The organism is Saccharothrix variisporea (genome assembly GCF_003634995.1).
Classification (GTDB): Bacteria; Actinomycetota; Actinomycetes; order Mycobacteriales; family Pseudonocardiaceae; genus Actinosynnema; species Actinosynnema variisporeum.
Genome location: NZ_RBXR01000001.1, coordinates 8,578,383 through 8,594,706, shown reverse-complemented (window position 1 = coordinate 8,594,706; position 16,324 = coordinate 8,578,383). Strand labels below are relative to the sequence as shown.

General features: G+C 70.9%; 17 protein-coding genes. 9 read left to right on the top strand and 8 right to left on the bottom strand.

Translation table 11 applies throughout. The features are described 5' to 3' along the window. Positions 1–21 precede the first annotated feature (21 nt). From DFJ66_RS38870 to DFJ66_RS38845, 6 genes are all read left to right on the top strand, one after another. Positions 22–1,560, top strand: coding sequence for an LPXTG cell wall anchor domain-containing protein (locus DFJ66_RS38870; RefSeq protein WP_147459505.1), 1,539 nt, complete (start codon positions 22–24; stop codon positions 1,558–1,560). A 79-nt stretch (positions 1,561–1,639) separates the two neighbouring features. Continuing rightward, positions 1,640–1,831: a PLDc N-terminal domain-containing protein gene (locus DFJ66_RS38865; RefSeq protein ID WP_211351462.1), complete on the top strand. Its 192-nt coding sequence runs from the start codon at positions 1,640–1,642 to the stop codon at positions 1,829–1,831. After that, entirely contained in the window at positions 1,828–2,706 is an 879-nt protein-coding gene (locus DFJ66_RS38860; protein ID WP_121229285.1) for an ABC transporter ATP-binding protein, read from the top strand. The genes DFJ66_RS38865 and DFJ66_RS38860 overlap by 4 nt, the downstream gene beginning before the upstream one ends. Further along, the gene (locus tag DFJ66_RS38855) at positions 2,703–3,446 is read left to right on the top strand and encodes a hypothetical protein (RefSeq protein ID WP_121229282.1); all 744 of its coding nucleotides are present in this window, start codon (positions 2,703–2,705) and stop codon (positions 3,444–3,446) included. The genes DFJ66_RS38860 and DFJ66_RS38855 overlap by 4 nt, the downstream gene beginning before the upstream one ends. Before the next feature lie 170 nt (positions 3,447–3,616). Further along, the gene (locus DFJ66_RS38850) at positions 3,617–3,886 is read left to right on the top strand and encodes a DUF4342 domain-containing protein (RefSeq protein ID WP_246030097.1); all 270 of its coding nucleotides are present in this window, start codon (positions 3,617–3,619) and stop codon (positions 3,884–3,886) included. Positions 3,887–3,895: 9 nt separating this feature from the next. Next, positions 3,896–4,870, top strand: a complete 975-nt coding sequence (locus DFJ66_RS38845; protein WP_121229279.1) for a DUF2157 domain-containing protein — start codon at positions 3,896–3,898, stop codon at positions 4,868–4,870. On the opposite strand, the gene DFJ66_RS38840 is transcribed toward DFJ66_RS38845, so the two are convergent. Then, positions 4,845–6,524 carry a sensor histidine kinase gene (locus tag DFJ66_RS38840; protein ID WP_121229276.1) on the bottom strand — a complete coding sequence of 560 codons (1,680 nt, stop codon included), beginning with the start codon at positions 6,522–6,524 and terminating at the stop codon, positions 4,845–4,847. The two genes, DFJ66_RS38845 and DFJ66_RS38840, sit on opposite strands and share 26 nt — an antisense overlap. A gap of 163 nt (positions 6,525–6,687) precedes the next feature. Between DFJ66_RS38840 and DFJ66_RS38835 the strand changes: the two genes are divergently transcribed. From DFJ66_RS38835 to DFJ66_RS38825, 3 genes are all read left to right on the top strand, one after another. Beyond that, positions 6,688–6,918: a hypothetical protein gene (locus DFJ66_RS38835; RefSeq protein WP_121229273.1), complete on the top strand. Its 231-nt coding sequence runs from the start codon at positions 6,688–6,690 to the stop codon at positions 6,916–6,918. 13 nt (positions 6,919–6,931) lie between these two features. Next, positions 6,932–7,435, top strand: a complete 504-nt coding sequence (locus tag DFJ66_RS38830) for a DUF6069 family protein (protein WP_121229270.1) — start codon at positions 6,932–6,934, stop codon at positions 7,433–7,435. Positions 7,436–7,540: 105 nt separating this feature from the next. Continuing rightward, entirely contained in the window at positions 7,541–8,011 is a 471-nt protein-coding gene (locus DFJ66_RS38825) for a universal stress protein (RefSeq protein WP_121229268.1), read from the top strand. Between the two features lie 632 nt (positions 8,012–8,643). Here the strand turns inward: DFJ66_RS38825 and DFJ66_RS38815 are convergent. The 7 genes from DFJ66_RS38815 to DFJ66_RS38785 all read right to left on the bottom strand — a co-directional run bounded on the left by DFJ66_RS38815 (position 8,644) and on the right by DFJ66_RS38785 (position 16,316). After that, positions 8,644–9,057: a DoxX family membrane protein gene (locus DFJ66_RS38815; RefSeq protein WP_121229265.1), complete on the bottom strand. Its 414-nt coding sequence runs from the start codon at positions 9,055–9,057 to the stop codon at positions 8,644–8,646. Further along, on the bottom strand, positions 9,054–9,464 hold the full coding sequence (locus tag DFJ66_RS38810) for a hypothetical protein (protein WP_147459504.1): 411 nt from the start codon (positions 9,462–9,464) through the stop codon (positions 9,054–9,056). Before DFJ66_RS38810 ends, DFJ66_RS38815 begins: the two co-directional genes overlap by 4 nt. A 67-nt stretch (positions 9,465–9,531) precedes the next feature. Further along, a complete protein-coding gene (locus tag DFJ66_RS38805; protein WP_121229259.1) occupies positions 9,532–10,239 on the bottom strand; it encodes a hypothetical protein in 708 nt (235 codons plus the stop codon). A 112-nt stretch (positions 10,240–10,351) separates the two neighbouring features. Further along, complete coding sequence (locus DFJ66_RS38800; RefSeq protein WP_121229255.1) at positions 10,352–12,643, bottom strand: family 49 glycosyl hydrolase; 2,292 nt, start codon at positions 12,641–12,643, stop codon at positions 10,352–10,354. Positions 12,644–12,699: 56 nt separating this feature from the next. After that, positions 12,700–14,442 (bottom strand): glycoside hydrolase family 13 protein, encoded by a 1,743-nt coding sequence (locus tag DFJ66_RS38795; RefSeq protein WP_121229252.1) that lies wholly within the window; start codon positions 14,440–14,442, stop codon positions 12,700–12,702. A 19-nt stretch (positions 14,443–14,461) separates the two neighbouring features. Then, on the bottom strand, positions 14,462–15,364 hold the full coding sequence (locus DFJ66_RS38790) for a carbohydrate ABC transporter permease (RefSeq protein WP_121229248.1): 903 nt from the start codon (positions 15,362–15,364) through the stop codon (positions 14,462–14,464). Beyond that, positions 15,351–16,316, bottom strand: coding sequence for a carbohydrate ABC transporter permease (locus DFJ66_RS38785; protein WP_121229245.1), 966 nt, complete (start codon positions 16,314–16,316; stop codon positions 15,351–15,353). Before DFJ66_RS38785 ends, DFJ66_RS38790 begins: the two co-directional genes overlap by 14 nt. Positions 16,317–16,324: the final 8 nt, after the last annotated feature.

The following is a 16,324-nucleotide window of genomic DNA, read 5'->3' as shown; positions in this document are numbered from 1 at the left end:
CCCTGCGAGGGAAGGAAGGCCATGTCCCGATTACTTCGATCCGCGGCGGCCGCGTCGGCCGTCGGGTTGTGCCTGGCGGTCTCGGCCGGGCCGGCGCTCGCCGACGACCCGCCGGCGGACGTGCCCGACCTCCGGTTGTCCGTGTGGTTCGACCGGGCCGGCTACTTCGGCTGGGAGGACATCACCGTGCACGCGCGCGTCACGAACGCCGGCACGGCGGCGGTGCAGCAGGTGGCCGTCACCTCGACGGGCAACCTGACCGACCACACCTGGCGCCCGTCCGGGATCCCGCTCGACCCCGGCCAGAGCGTCGAGGTCGCCGCTCAGGGCCGCATCACCACCACCGAGGACCACCTGCACCTGGTGGTCACCGTCGGCGGGCTCGACGGGGAGCCGGACGCGAACCCGGCCGACAACACCGTGCTCGCCTCCGTCCCGGTGAGCTTCCCGCGCGGCAGCTACCGCGGCACCGTCTACGGCGACCGCGACGGCGACGACGCGCTCGACCCCGGCGAGGCGCTCGCCGGCGTCCCGGTCGAGGTCACGGGCGGCTACCCGGAGGAGGTCGTGCGGGCCGCGACGACCGACGCGACCGGCCGGTTCGCGTTCACCGACCTGCCCGGCGGCGGCTACTCGATCCGGTTCGGCACCCCCGAGTGGCACTTCGAGCAGCCCGCCGTCGTGGTGGACGGCGTCGACGACCCCGACGTCCTGGTCCGCGGCCTCCCCGTGGTCGACTGGAGCGCGCTGGCCGTCACCTCGGAGTTCACGGCGCCGTCCTATCGGGTGGACGACGTGGCCCGCATGCGCGTCACGCTGACCAACAACGGCCCGGCGCAGATGGCCGGCGTCACCGCCACGTGCTCGGCCTCCGCCGACGGCGAGGTCGAGCGGGGCGAGCTGGGCACGGGCGTCCTGCTGCCCGCCCGCACGACCAAGTCGGTCGAGCTGTCGGCCCGGATCACCCGCGACAGCGCCGCCCAGGGCCACCTGCGCGTCCGCTGCTCGCTCGGCGCGCCGCCCTACGGCAACGGCGACGTGACCACCACCGCCACCGCCCGGGTGCCAGGCGGGGTCGCCCCGAAGGTCGTGGGACGGGTGACGAAGGTCGGCTTCCAGCCGCAGTCGGGCCCGCCGTCGGGCGAGCCCCTGGTGGGCGCGAAGGTCTGGCTGCGCGACCAGGTCACCGGTCGGGTCTTCGCGCGTGCGGTGACCGAGGCCGACGGCCGCTTCACGTTCCTGGACGTCCCCGCGGGACTCCACGACTTCGGTGTGGTCGGGCCGTGGCGGTTCGTCTACTCCGGACCGGAGCTCGTGGCGCGCGACGGCGAGAACGGCCCGGTCCCCTACCAGCACCTGTACTTCGTCGTCCCGGGTCCCGACCAACCCGACCCTGACCCGCCGTCCGGCGGCGACCCGGCCCCTCCGCGGGAGCACCCGGAGGAACCCCCGCTCGCGGCGACCGGCGCGGGAACCACGTGGCTCACGTTCACCGGCCTGCTCGCCCTCACCGCCGGGACAGCCCTGCTCCACCTGTCCCGCAGGCGCACCCGCCACTGACCGGTCCAGGCCCTGCGGCCCGGTGCCGACGGGACTTCCTCCCCCGGCGGCACCGGCCCGGGACTGGTGCGATGGGGTGGTGGAACAGATCCCGATCGCCGCGCTGCTGCCGGTCCTCGTGCTCGCCCTGGGCTGGGTGGGCTGGTGCTGGTGGGACATCGCGCACGGTCCCGTGCGCGGGCTGCCGAAGTGGGCGTGGGCGTTGGTGTGCCTGCTGTCCATCCCGGTCGGCGGGCTCGTCTACCTGTTCACGGGACGGAAGGACCGGTGAACGCGGTGACGACCGCCGGGCTGCGCAAGCGGTACGGGCGGCACGAGGCGCTCGCCGGGGTGGACCTGGTCGTGCCTCGCGGCAGCGTCTACGGGCTCGTCGGACCCAACGGGGCCGGCAAGACCACGGTGCTGGCGCTCTTGGCGGGCCTGCGGCGACCGACCGGCGGCACGGTGGAGATCGCGTGCGACCGGGTGGCGGTGCTGCCCGACACGCCCGGTTTCGACCCGTGGCTGACCGGTTTCGAGGTGGTCGACCTCGCCCGTGCCCTCACCGCGCCCGAGGTGCCCGGCAGCCGTGTCGCGGAGGTGCTGGCGGACGCCGGGTTGACCGAGGCCGCCCACCGCCGCGTCGGCGGCTACTCGCGCGGGATGCTGCAACGGCTCGGGATGGCGGCCACCGTCGTGGGTGATCCCGACCTGCTGCTGCTGGACGAACCGTGCTCGGCGCTGGACCCCGCCGGGCGGCGGGAGGTGCTGGGCCTGATCGCCCGCCTCGGCGGCCGGGCCACCGTGGTGCTGTCCACCCACCTGCTCGCCGACGTGCAGGAGGTGTGCGACCGGGTCGGTGTGCTCGCCGCCGGCCGCCTGCTGCACCAGGGCTCGCTGGACGACCTGCTGGTGGGCCGTGCCGCGCCGACGTGGGTGGTGCGCTGCCGTCCGCCACTGGAGCCCGTCGAGACCGCGTTGTCCGCCCGGCCGTGGGTGCGGGCCGTGCGCCGGACCGGTGTCGAGGAGTTGGTCGTGGAGACGTCCTCGCCCGCCGACGCCGAAACCGACCTGGTGCGGGTCCTCGCCGACGTCGGCGCGCACGTCCTGCGCGTGGACCGCCGCGGTGCGGACCTCGAAGACGTCTTCCTGGAGCTGACCCGGTGACCCTGTGGCGGTTGGAGTGGCTGCGCCTGGTGCGGACGCACCGGCTGGTCGCGCTGTGCGCGGTGTTCGGCCTGTTCGGTCTGGTCGGCCCGATCTCGGTCCGCTACCTGCCGGAGATCATCCGCCGCTTCGGCGGGGTCGAGGTCGTCCTACCGCCCGCGACACCCGCTGACGGCATGGCCGGGTACGTCAAGAACGCGGTGCAACTGGGGCTGCTCGTGCTCGTCCTGGTCGCAGCCGCCGCACTGGCCTTCGACGCCCAACGCGACAGCGCCGTGTTCCTGCGCACCCGCGTCCCGGCCCTGTGGCGGATCGTCGTGCCCAAGGTCGTGGTCAACGCGGCGGCCGGCGCGGGCGCTTTCACGGTCGGTGCCATGGCGGCCTGGTACGAAACCGCGGTCTTGCTGGGCGCGCTCCCGGTGGGCCGCACCCTGCTGGGCATCGCGTGCATGGCGGCGTACCTGGCGTTCGCGGTGGCCCTGACCGCCCTCACCGCCGCCTTGCTGCGCGGCGTCGTCGGCACCGCCCTCACGTGCCTGGGCGTGCTCCTGCTGTCCGCGCTGCTCGAACCACTCGGCGGTTTCGGCCGGTGGCTACCCAGCCGCCTGGTCGGCGCCCTGGACGGCCTGCTGCGCGGAGCCACCCCGTCGTCCTACCTCCCGGCGCTGGCGCTGACGGCGGCCCTCGCGGTGGCCGCCACCGCGACGGCGACCGCCTTGCTGAGCAAGCGGGACGTCTAGCCTCCGCGCTGCCGAGCGCGGCACACCAAGTGGCTCGCCCGCCGCCGAGGCATCGGGCTGACCGTCGACACGCGTCGAAAGTCCTTGGTGCTGTGGGACTTCCGACTGCGGCCGGGGTGGCCGGTCCGGCTGGAGACTCGCGGTGTAGACGCCGACGGAGGAGGATGGTCATGTCGCAGCAGGTCGAACAGCGGATGGTGCACCGGGTGCGCGGTGAGGCGCTCGTGGCGAAGGTCAAGGAGCTCCTGCACGAGGGCACCGTGCGTCGACTGGTCATCAAGGACGCCAAGGGCCACACGGTCATGGAGATCCCGGTGACCGCGGGCGTCGTGGCCGCCATCGTCGCCCCCGTCGTGACCGCGGTCGCGGCCGTGGCGGCGTTGGCCGGGGACTGGACGATCGAGGTCGAGCACCGCGAGCCGCCTGCATCGGAAGGCTGAGGAGGGGTCGTGGACGAGCGGCAGTCCGCCGCACTGCACCGGCTCACGGTGGCCGGGGTGATCTCGGCGGAGCAGGAACGGGCCGTGCGGGACGCGCTGGACGGTGTCCCTGCGGCGTCGTCCCGCACCGGGCGGCTGGTGGAGATCGCCGGCTACGTCGGCGGTGGTCTGCTGCTGGGTGGCGCGGTGCTGCTGGTCGCCACGGCTTGGGAGGACCTGTCCCGGACGGGCCGCCTGACGCTGCTGGTCGCGGCGACCGCCGTGCTGGTGGCAGCGGGCGTGCTCGTCGCGGGCGGGCCGCGCGGCATCCGACAGCTCGGGGTGGGCACGGTCGCCCACCGGGTCGTCGGCGTGCTGTTCGCGCTGGCTCCGATCACGGCGGCGCTGGCCGGCGGGGTGGCGGTGGACGACCGCGAAGTGCTCGTCGGCGCCGCGGTGGGGCTGCCGCTCGCGGTGGCCGGGTACGCGGTGGTGTCCGCTGCGGTCGGCCTGCTGGTGGCGGGGGCGTTGAGCGTGGTCGTGGTGATGGCGTCCGTGGGCGAGCATCCCGCCGCCGGTCCCCTGGCGATGGGGTTGTGGCTGTTCGGGCTCGGCGTGCTGTGGCTGGTCGCGTCGGCGGGCCGGGTCCTCCGGCACCGGCAGCTGGGACTCGCGATCGGCGCGGTGATCGCGTTCTTCGGCGCGCAGCAGCCGCTGGGCTCGTCCGATGACGCGGTCTGGGCTTACGCCCTGACCGCCGTGCTGGCCGTGGCGTGCTTCGCCGGCTACGCCCGCGAGCGCACCTTCGTGCTGCCGGCGGCGGGTGTCGTGGCCACCACGGTCGTCGTGCCCGAGGCGGTGTGGGACTGGACCGACGGCGCGGTCGGCGGCGGCTGGCTGCTGCTCGTCGGCGGGGCCGTGCTGCTCGCGGCCAGCGGCATCGGACTGCGGCTGGGCCGGTCCCGGCCGGGGGTTCCGGTCAGGCCAGTGGAACCTGCCAGGTGAGGCGGGTACCACCGCTTGGTGCGGCGGCGACGGAGGAGCTACCGCCCCAGCGCTGGGCGCGGTGCTCCAGGTTGTGCAGGCCGCTGCGGGCCACCCGGTCCGGGATGCCCACCCCGTCGTCCACCACGGTGACGGTCAGGTCGCCGGCGGCCTCGACGGTGACGACGAGCGACGTGGCCCGCGCGTGGCGGACGACGTTGCTCACCGCTTCCCGCACGGCCGCCTCCACGTCCTCGGCCATCTCGACGGGCACGGAGGTGTCCACGGTCCCGGTCATGCGGACGGCCGGGTTCAGCTCCGTGGTCCCGGTCAGCTCGGACACCAGGTCCAGCAGCCGCCGGCGCAGGCCCGGCGCGTCGTCCGAGGCCTGGAGGTCGAAGATCGAGGTGCGGATCTCCAGCACGGTCTCGTCCAGCTGCTTGACCGCCTTCTCCACCCGCTCCCGGATCCGCGGCTCCCGGATCGACCCCACCGACCCCTGCAAGCTCATCCCCGTGGCGAACAACCGCTGGATCACGTGGTCGTGCAGGTCACGCGCGATGCGGTCCCGGTCCTCCAGCACGTCCACCAGCCGCCGCGCCCGCTGGTTCTCCGCGAACTCCAGCGCCAACGCCGCCTGATCGGCGAACGACGCTAGCAGCGGCACCTGGTCCGCGCCGAACGGCGACCCGCCCTTCTCCCGCGCCACGAGCAGGACACCCGTCACCGACGACCCCGTCCGCAACGGCACCGCCACCGCCGGCCCCACGTTGACCGCGCGCCCCCACAACAGGCCCTCCAGGTCCTCGGCGAGCGCCGGAGCCGCCGAGGACACCACGTCGCCGACGAACGACCCGTCCGCCGACACCGTGGCCCCCACCAACTCCTCGACCTGCGCCCCGTCCCCCGCCGCGATCCGCAACCCGCCCTCCTCGGCCAGCAGCAGCAACGACAACGCCGACGAGGACAGCTCCCGCGTCCGTTGGGTGATCAGCGACAGCGCGTCCTCCGGCGACGCCCCGCCCAACAACACGCTGTTCACCTCCGCCGTGGCCTCCAACCACCGCTCCCGCATCCGCGACCGCTCGAACAACCGGGCGTTCTCGATCGCCACACCCGCCGCCGCGGCCAACGCCGACAACACCACCTCGTCATCCGGGGTGAAGTCCGCGCCGTCGACCTTCTCGGTCATGTAGAGGTTGCCGAACACCTCCTTGCGCACCCGCACCGGCACACCCAGGAAGCTGTGCATCGGCGGGTGATTCGCCGGGAACCCCACCGACGCGTCGTGCTGCGACAGGTCGTGCAACCGGATCACCCGCGGATCCTTGATCAACAACCCGAGCAGGCCCTTGCCCTGCGGCAGGTGACCCATCCGCGACCGCGTCTCCGGATCGATCCCGACGTAGACGAACTCCGACAACCCCTCACGCGGCCCCAGCACCCCCAACGCCCCGTACCGGGCGCCCACCAGCTCGGTCGCCGCCTGCACGATCCGCTGCAACGTCGAGTCCAGCTCCAGACCCGAGCCCACCGCGAGCACCGCGTCCAGCAGGCCCTGCATCTTGTCCCGGGTCGACGCGATCTCGGTCAACCGCTCCCGCACCCCGTCCAACAGCTCGTCGAGGCGCAACCCGCCCAGCAGGCTGTGCGGCGACTGCTCCGATCCCGTCATACCGCCAGCCTGGCACGGCCCCGACCACCCGCAAAGCCCGCGGCGACCATTCGAGTAGGGTCTTTCGGCCCGGAGATTTCGCCCGGCCCGCGGGCTCGACGTCCCGGTCCAAAGAGCCCTTTGGGCCCTGCTCGCCGCGCATCCGGGGCGTCACGCTCGGGTGATGACCCACCAAGCGACACTCGCCGACCAGCCCAGCCTCCTCACCGCCCACAAACGGGTCCACACACCCGCGGCGGAGCTCACCCAGGCCATCGGCGACGGGTTCGCCTCCCTGTTCCGGCACACCACCGGGCAGGGCGCCACACCGGTCGGGCCGCCCCGCGAGATCGACCTGACCGGGGTCGTCGTCCCACTGACTCCCGCCAGTCCGACCGCGCCGGAAATCGCGTGAGAGGGAAACCGCCATGACGGACCAAAGGAACGACCCCCGCCCGCACCACGACCCCGCGAAGCGGTTCGAGCTGGAAATCCCCGCGCCCGTCGAGGACGAGGTTCCACGCCGGTACTCGCCCAGCCGCCTGTGGGCGGGCGGCGCGGCCACCGCGCTGGTCGCCGGGCTGCTCGCCGTCGTCGGCATCCTGGTCGCGCGGGGGCTGTTCGACCTCGCCGTGCTCGCCCCGAAGGGCGAAGGCGCGTGGGGCGGGGCCGACACGCTCACCTACACCCTCGCCACAGCCGGCTGCGCCTTCGCCGCGACCGGCCTGCTCCACCTGCTCCTGACCACGACACCGGACCCCGTCCACTTCTTCACGTGGACCGCACTGCTGCTGACCGCGATCACCGCCGTCGTGCCACTCGGCCTCGACCTCGACGAGGGCTCCCGCACAGCCACCGCCGTGCTCAACAGCCTCATCGGCATCGCGATCACGGTCTCACTGCGCGACGTCGCCCGCCGATCCCGCGGGTGACCCCACCGTCCTCAATGGACAAACGTCGGAGGTCCCCACCACCCGAGGACTTTCGGCCGGGTCCGCGACAACACCTGGCTGCGCTGAAACCGGAGGAACCACACGATGGACAAGCCGACGATCGTCGTGGGCGTCGACGGATCGCCCGCCGGCACCGCGGCCCTGGCCTGGGCGGTGCGCCAAGCGCGCACCACCGGGGCCCGCGTGCACGCCGTGTCCGTGTGCCGGGTACGGCCACCCGCCCCCGGCCCGAACGGCCCGGACGCGTTCCTGGCCCTGCACCAACGGGAACTGCGCGCCGCCCTGGACCAGGTCGACACCACCGGCGTCGAGGTGGAGCAGTCCGTGCCCACCGGCAGCGTGGGACCGGCACTGGTGGAGCTGTCCACCGACGCACACCGCCTGGTCCTGGGCAGCCACACCTACCACCACGGCCCGGTGTTCGTGGTCAGCCCCGTCGTCACCCACTGCCTGCGGCACGCCCGCTGCCCGGTGGTCGTCGTACCCGCGGAAGAAGACGGGGATCGGCTCGCGGACGGTGCTCGCCTGTCGGCTGCCGCACACGAGTTCCGGTGACGCGGACGCCGTCGCGAACGTCTCCTCCAGGATCGCCGAAGGCGAGATCTACGGCCTTTTAGCCCCCAGGGGCCCGGAGAGCGGCAGCGGCCCGTCCGTCTCTAAGTCCGGTCTGCTCGAACACCCACCACCGCCCCGACCACCTCTCGGAATCCGAGCGGGCAGGGCACCAGCCAAGCCGGCAGGCCGTCAGCTCACGACCTGGCCGGTGCCCCGGGTACTGCTCAGGCCAAGCCGAAGGGAACACGGGTGGTGCGGGCGCTCGGCCCGCCCACGGTGGCGCCGCCCCGGTGATCCGGGACGACGCCACCGCTTCTGCGCGAGCGGGGTCGCAGGCCGCCACCAGTGACCCCGCTCGACCCCTGCGCTGTCGGGCTTCGCAGGGGCGTCGTGGGTGAGGGTCAGGCGGGTGTGCTGTTGACCGTGAACGTGGTCGGCGCGGTCGCGGTGCCCGATCCGGTGAACCCTACGGGGCCGAGCTGGACGTGGCGGGCCTGCGGCTTACCGTCGACCACACACCGGGCCATACCGGCGGGTCGGTGATGTTCCACGCCGGCGATCAGTGCCGCCCCTATCGCCAGTGTGCTCGCCGCTCTGCGTCGTGCGGATCGCATGTGCCACCTCGTTGTGGTCTATTTCCTTGCGCCGATCAAGTGTTCGGACTGCTGACTCGCCGACATGAGCACCAGGCACGCGGTGATCAGCACGATGTTCTTGACGACGAACTCGCCCTCCGTGGTGAGCAGCAGCGGGTTGCCCGCCTGGAACGCCGCCTGCGGCTGGACCACCAGCACCAGGAAGGTTCCGAGCAGGTGGACCAGGGCGACGGCCGCGACCCAGCGCACCCGGCGGCCGAGCCACAGAGCCACGCCGAGCACCACCTCCGCGGCGCCGAGCGAGATCAGCAGCGGCTGGCGGTCCAGCCAGGGCACCGTGCGGGCGACCAGGTCGGCGACCGGTGTCACGTCGGCCACCTTGAGCGCGCCGAACCACACGAACACCAGGCCGAGCGAGCCGCGCAGCAATGTCACCGCGCGAGTGGTCATGGTGCACCGCACGTGGTGGTGTCGGCGGGGTCGACGCGCCACTGGCCGTCGTGCAGGCGCAGCAGGTGCTCGCCGGTGCGTTCGCCGTGCCGCCAGGCGACCCGGGCGAGCTCCGGCCCGTCGGCCACGACACCGAGCACTTCGTAGGGGACTCCGGGTGCGCAGTGCGCGAGCCGGTCGACGAACGCCTCGCGCGGGTCGCGTTGCTGTGCATCGGTGGTCCACATGTCCCAGGCCGCGGTCGGGTCACCGCCCGAGAGCAGGCCGAGGTAGGTGGTGGCGACCCCGCGCAGCCGCGCGGCGTCCTCCGCCGTCATCGAGTGGTGCTGGTGGTGCGAGTGGTCGGGTGCGCCTGATGAGCAGGCGGCGAGCACGACGGTCAGGGCAAGGCAGGCAAGGGTTCTCATGGATGTCCTCCCGGGATGGCCGGGTGGCGGCCCCGCGTCGTTGCGGGGCCGCCACCCCTACCTGGCGTCAGTTGCCCAGGCGCTTGGTGCCGTACTGGGAGATCCAGTGGTTGCCGCCGACGTTCATGTCCGCCAGGACCTCGACGGAGTCGCGCGTGGCCTCCAGGCTCATCGAGCTCTGGTTGGCGCCTGCCAGCTCGTAGGTCCACGTCTGCCCGACCGGGATGGTGCGGTCGGCCAGCGGCACGTCGTGGAACCCGAACCGGATGATGTAGTGGGACTCGCCGTTGCCGCGCGGGACCTCGACGTAGTCCTGCTGCGGGTGCCCGTACTGGACCGAGGCCCGGTAGTGGTGGTCCACCGAGCCCGAGGGCGCGCGGAACTTCAGGACCAGGCAGTCGGTGTGCACGGACGCGTTGCCGGTGTTGGCGAAGATGAGCTTGCGGTTGCCGTAGGAGGTGCCGCCTTCGAGCTGGACCTTGACCGACAGGCCGACGTTGCTGGTGAAGCTGGTGGTCAGCGGCTCGTCGAGGACCGGGTTGCGGCTGGGCAGGGCGTAGTCGGTGCCACGCCGGCACCGCTCCAGCGGCGAACCGTCCACCGAGGACGGACCGTCGGGGTAGAGCTGGCCGTGGTCCGCCGGTCCCGCGCTCACGGGGGACGTGACAGCGACGATGTTCGCGCTCGCGGGCAGCGACGACACGACGAACGCCGCGGACAGCGCGAGACCGGCGGCCCCGGTCGCGGATAACGCGGTCTTGGCCGACTTCTTCATGGTGTGCCTCCGTAGTGTTGGGAAGAAGCACCCGGGGAAGGGTTCCACCGGGAGCTGGAACACCGTGGCGGCGGCGTCTTGAGACGGGTTCGGTGCCGGCGTGCGGCGATGGTCAGCCGGTCAGCGTCCACTTCTGACTGTTCCAGGTACCGCAGTCCCACAGGTGCAGGCGGGCGCCGTCTGCGGTGCTCTGGCTCTCGATGTCCAGGCAGCGACCGGACTTGAGGTTCTTCAGGGTGCCGTTGGACTGGAAGGCCCACTTCTGGCTGTCCCACGGACCGCAGTCCCACAGGTGCGCCTTGGTGCCGTTGGCGGTAGCGCCGCCTTCGACGTCGATGCACTTCCCGCCGGACTTCAGCTGCTGTCCCTCCAGCGTCCACGTCATGAAGGGCACGGTGGCGCATGCCCACTGCTGGATGGCGGTGCCGTTCGCCGTGCCGCCGCCTGCTCGGTCGACGCACTTGCCGGTCAAACCGTTGACGATCCGGCCGCCGGTGACCGGGTCCGGGTTGGTGCCGCCCGGGCCCCAGGCGTTCCAGTTGTCCCAGGTCTCGGCGTCGAAGCCGATCCGGCCGAGCTTGTCCGCGGCCCAGTTGGTGCCGGCCTTGTCGATGACGGTGCCGCCGACGGTGTAGTTCTCCAGCTTCAGGCCGCGGCTGTCCCGGGTCTCGTTGCCCAGCACCACCTTCTGCCCGCTGCTGTTGCTGTACCGCTTGAGGAGGCTGATCTGCGAGGAGGCGTCCAGGTCGCTCCACGCGTCGATGCGGAGGTTCTTGACGTGGATGTTCTCGGTGCTGGACAGGGCGAAGACGCGGATCGCGCAGTTGGTCATGCCCTCGACGGTGATGTTCTCGAAGGTCATGTTCTTCACCCACGCGTTGGGGTTCGCCGTGGTGGTCGAGCCCATGTTCTCCCAGTGCGAGGAGGAGTTCAGGATGCAGGTGTTGTACTTGACGTCCTTCCAGTACATCCGGTTGTGGATGACGTGCGTGTTGGCGACCCGCACGTTGTCGATGTCGCGCGGGGTCCACCCCCACTGGATGACCGGGCCGTTCTCGTTCTTCCAGACGACGGTGTTATCGATGCTGACGTTGCTGTGGTACATCTTCAGCACGTCGTCGTTGGCGTTGAAGAACGTGTTCTTCATGGTGCTGCCGCGGTACAGCTCGATGCCGTCGGTCTGCCAGTACCAGGAACCGACCTGCTTGTAGTTCTCGACCCGCATGCTGAAGGTCTCCTCGTCGCCGTAGACGACGAACGAGTGGTACGGGGGCTCGTTGACGGTCACGCCCTGGAGGTCCAGGTGCTGCTGCCGACCCTGGGCCGAGGCGAACTGGAGCATCTTCACGCAGGTGGAGTGGCAGTTCGAGGCGCCGGACAGGTGGTCGTAGTTGTTGGCGGTGTCGGCCTCGTAGACGTACTGCTCACCGGAGAGCACGCCGTAGCCGGTCACCTTGTACAGGCCCTGGCTGTCGTCGGGGAAGCGGATCGCGCCCTTCACGTAGGCGCCAGGGGCCAGGTAGACCCACTTGACCTGCTTGGGCAGCAGCGCGTGGTACTTGGAGGTCATGTAGTAGGTGCCGGGCCGGAAGTACACGATCTCCTCGCTGATCGTGTTCAGGTTGGTGACCTGCCCCTGCGGCGGGTAGTAGGTGCTGCCCGAGGCCGCGGTGGGGATCAGCCGGTCGCGCTCCGCCCCGGTGGGCGTCGGTTCGGCGAAGACCATCATGGAGTTGCGGGGCTCGGTGTGGATGGCGCGGTTGCCGTTGCCCGACGAGGTGGTGAGCTTGCCGGCGTCGGTGGACGGGCCGGACATGTCGTTGTACGCCGTGTAGAGCTGCGGGTCGAACTCGACGGAGAAGCGGTAGCCCGCCGCGTTGTAAGGAACCTTGATGCGCACGGTGTCGCCGTCGACGAGCTGCTTGGCGAGGTTCAGGGTGCTCGGCTTGATCTTGACCTGGTCGGCCGACGAGATGCTCTGGCCGGTGCGCAGGGACACGTCGACCCACACGTCGGTGGCGTACTGGAAGGACGACCAGCTCATCGTCAGGTTCGCCGACGAGGAGAACTCCGCGCCGTCCTCCTTGGTGTAGCCGATCTTCCCCTTGCCGCTGCGCGGGATGCTCATGTAGGTGAACGAGTCGTACCTGGTGGTCGGTGCGGCGGCGGTGGCGACCTGGACGTCGTAGAACGACGAGCGCCTGACCTTGTCGCTCGCCACCGGGCTGCTGGTGTTGAACTCGTGGTTGTCGTGCCACCACGTCTTGAGCTGGTCGCTGTCGGCGGTGGAGACGGCGGCCTGGGCCGGTGGCGCGCCCACCCAGGCCGGCACGACGGTGCCGACCAGGGCGAGCGCCAGGCCGGCGACGAGTGCCGCCGGCCGAGACGTTCTTGCTGCGGGCATGGCAGGGTCCTCTTCTCATCATTGGGAAGGGCGTGCTGATGCTCGTGCGGGTGCTGCTACCTGCTGTGGATCGATCGCATGAAGACGTGTGCCGACCACGGCTCCATCGCGATCCGGCCGTTCACGAAGGACGGCTCGTCTACGTTGGACAGCAGTAGGTCGGTGGTGGACCATTCGCCGTCCAGGGTGGCGATTTGCGGTGTCCCGCTCAGGTTGGCCACGACGAGCACCCGATCGTCGCCGAGCGCTCGTTCGTAGGCGTAGAGGTACGGCTCGTCGGCCAGGAGCATCCGGAAGTCGCCGCGGGCAATCACCGGCAGCGCGTGGCGCAGTTCGATGAGCTGGCGGTAGTGGTTGAAGACGGACTTCGGGTCGTCGTACTGGGCTTGGGCGTTGAGCCAGGTGTGGTTGGGGTTGACGGGCAGCCACGGCCGGCCGGTGGTGAACCCGGCGTTGGGGGTCGCGTCCCACTGCACGGGGGTGCGGGCGTTGTCGCGGCCCATCGCGCGCAGGCCCCGCAGCACTGCTTCCGGGTCGGCGCCGGCGTCGACGGCTTCGCGGTAGTGGTTGAGCGATTCGACGTCGCGCAGGTCGTGCACGTCGGCGAACGGCGCGTTGGTCATGCCCAGCTCTTCGCCCTGGTAGACGTACGGGGTGCCGCGGTGCAGGTGCAGGACGGTGGCCAACGCCGTGGCCGACTCACGCCAGTACTCGCCGTCGTCACCGAAGCGGGACACGACGCGGGGCTGGTCGTGGTTGTTCCAGTACAGGCTGTTCCAGCCGACGTCCCCCAGCGCGGTCTGCCACCGGCCCAGCGAGGCCTTGAGGTCACGCAGGTCCAGCGGTTCGGGGTCGAACTTGCCGCCGGGGCCGTGGTCGAGGGAGACGTGTTCGAACTGGAACACCATGTCCAGCTCGCGCCGCGCCGGGTCGGTGAAGAGCCGGGCGTCCTCCCAGGTGACGCCCGGCATCTCCCCCACGGTCAGCAGCCGGCCCGACCGGCTCTCGAACACCTCGCGGTGCATCTCCTGGAGGAACTCGTGGATGCGCGGCCCGGTGCCGTAGTGCGGGAACCCGTCGCCGAGGCCGCCCGTCCCGGTGGTGGCAGCGTCGGGCAGGGCGGGGTCCTTGGAGATGAGGTTGATGACGTCCATCCGGAAGCCGTCCACGCCCCGGTCCAGCCACCAGCGCATCATCTCGTACACGGCGTGGCGGACCTCGGGGTTCTCCCAGTTCAGGTCCGGCTGCTTGGGCGCGAACAGGTGCAGGTAGTACTCGCCGGTGGTCTCGTCCAGCGTCCAGGTCGGGCCGGAGAAGAACGACTCCCAGTTGGTGGGCTCCGCGCCGGGCTGACCGGCTTCGAACCCCTCGCGCGGCGGTCGCCACCAGTACCAGTCGCGCTTGGGGTTGTCCTTGGACGACCGCGACTCCACGAACCACGGGTGCTCGTCGGAGGTGTGGTTGACCACCAGGTCCATGATCAGCTTCATGCCGCGGGCGTGCACCTCGGCCAGCAGGCGGTCGAAGTCGGCCAGCGTGCCGAACGCGGGGTCGATGGCCCGGTAGTCGGAGATGTCGTACCCGTTGTCGGCGTGCGGCGAGGCGTAGACGGGCGACAGCCAGATCACGTCGACGCCGAGCCGTTCCAGGTGGTCCAGCCTGCCGATCAGGCCGGGCAGGTCGCCGACGCCGTCACCGTTGGAGTCGGCGAAGCTGCGCGGGTAGACCTGGTAGACCACGGCGGAGGTCCACCAGGGGGCCGCGTCCAGGGTGGGGGCGACCGTCTGGTCGAGAGTCATGGATGTCCTTCGTGGGGAGTTATTTGACCGCGCCGAGGTTCACGCCGCGCATGAGCGTGCGTTGGAAGAGCAGGAAGAACACCAGTGCCGGCAGGATGCCCGCCAGCGACGCGGCGGCCAGGGCCGTGGGGTCGCTGGTGTACTGGCCGCTCAACGCGCCCAGCGCCACCGACACGGTCTGGTTGTCCGCCGAGGGCAGCAGTACCAGGGGCAGGAAGAAGTCGTTCCAGGTCCAGATGAAGAAGAACGTCATCAACACCGCCATCGTCGGCCTGGTCAGCGGCAGCACGACGTGCCGCAGCACCTGGAACCGGGAAGCGCCGTCCAGGCGCGCGGCCTCCAGCACTTCGGGAGGGAACGTGCCCAGCACCGAGGACAGCATGTATGTGCCGAACGCGCTCTGGAGGACGGCGAGGATGATGATCACGCCGATCTGGGTGTCGTAGAGCCCGAGGTCGCGCGTGAGCACGAACAGCGGGTAGACCAGCGCTTCCTGCGGGATGGTGAACGCAAGCATGAACAGCGCGAGGATCCACACCCGGCCGCGGATGCGCCCGATGCCGATGGCGAACGCCGACAGCAAGCTCAGCGCCACCGCGATCAGGGCCACGCTCCCGCTGATCACGACGCTGTTGAGCAGCTTGCGGTTGAAGTCCACGCCGCCCCAGAAGTCGACCAGGGCGGAGAAGTCCAGCTCGGTGGGCACCGACACCGGTCCGTTGACGATGTAGTCCGGCGCGGGCTTGAACGCGTTGATGACCGCGATCCAGAACGGGAACAGCATCAGCAGGCCGATGCCGGCGACCACGGCGAGCACCACCCAGCCGCTGACGCCGCGCTTGCGGCGCTTGACCTTGCGCACAGGCGGCGCGGGAGGCGTTGACGGGATCACGGCCGGCTTCTCCAGGCTATCGACGGGCATCTTCGAACCCTTCGGAGTTGCGGGTCTGGTAGCGCAGCAGCGCGACCGCGACGACCGAGATCATCAGCGCCAGCACGGAGGCCACCGCGGCGCCGTAGCCGACCTTGGTGGTGGTGAAGAAGTTGGAGAAGGAGAAGTAGGCGGGCACGATCGTGCTGGTGCCCGGCCCGCCGCGGGTGAGCACGAAGATCGGCGCGAACACCTTCAGCGCGGCCACCGAGGTGGTGATCAGCACGACCGCGATCTCCGGTCGGAGCTGGTTGAGCGTGATGGTGCGGAACTGCTGGAACCAGCTCGCGCCGTCGAGTTCGGCGGCCTCGTACAACGCCGGGTCCACTCTCGACAGTCCGGCCATGAACACCACCACGGTGTAGCCGATCTGCAGCCACACCAACACGTTCATCACCGCGTAGATGGCGATGTCGGAGTCGCCGAGCCAGTTCTGCGCCAGGCCGCCGAGCCCGACGTCGCGCAGGGTGGTGTTGATGATCCCGTACTGCGGTTGGTACATCCACTTCCACAGCACGCCCGCGACCGCGATGGGCAGGATCTGCGGCAGGTAGTAGGTGGCACGCAGGAAGCTCGCCACCTTCGACCCGAACTTGGGCGAGATGAAGTTGAACAGCACGGCCGCGACCACCACCCCGATGGCGGTCGGGAGGATCGCCATGGCGACGATGAACGCCACGCTGTGCCGGAACGAGGCCCAGAACAGCGGGTCGCCCAGCAGCCGCTGGTAGTTCTCGAACCCGATGAACACCGGGGTGCCGACGCCCCGGAAGGACGTGAGGCTGTACCAGAGGTTCATCCCGAACGGCACGGCGACGACGGCGAGGAACCCGAGCGCGCCGGGCAGGATGTACCACCAGTAGCCGGCCCTGCGTTCGGTCGTGCCCTTGCGCGCCCGGCGCGGCGCGGCGGTGGTGGTCGAGGCTGCGTCCATCGAGGACATGGCGATCC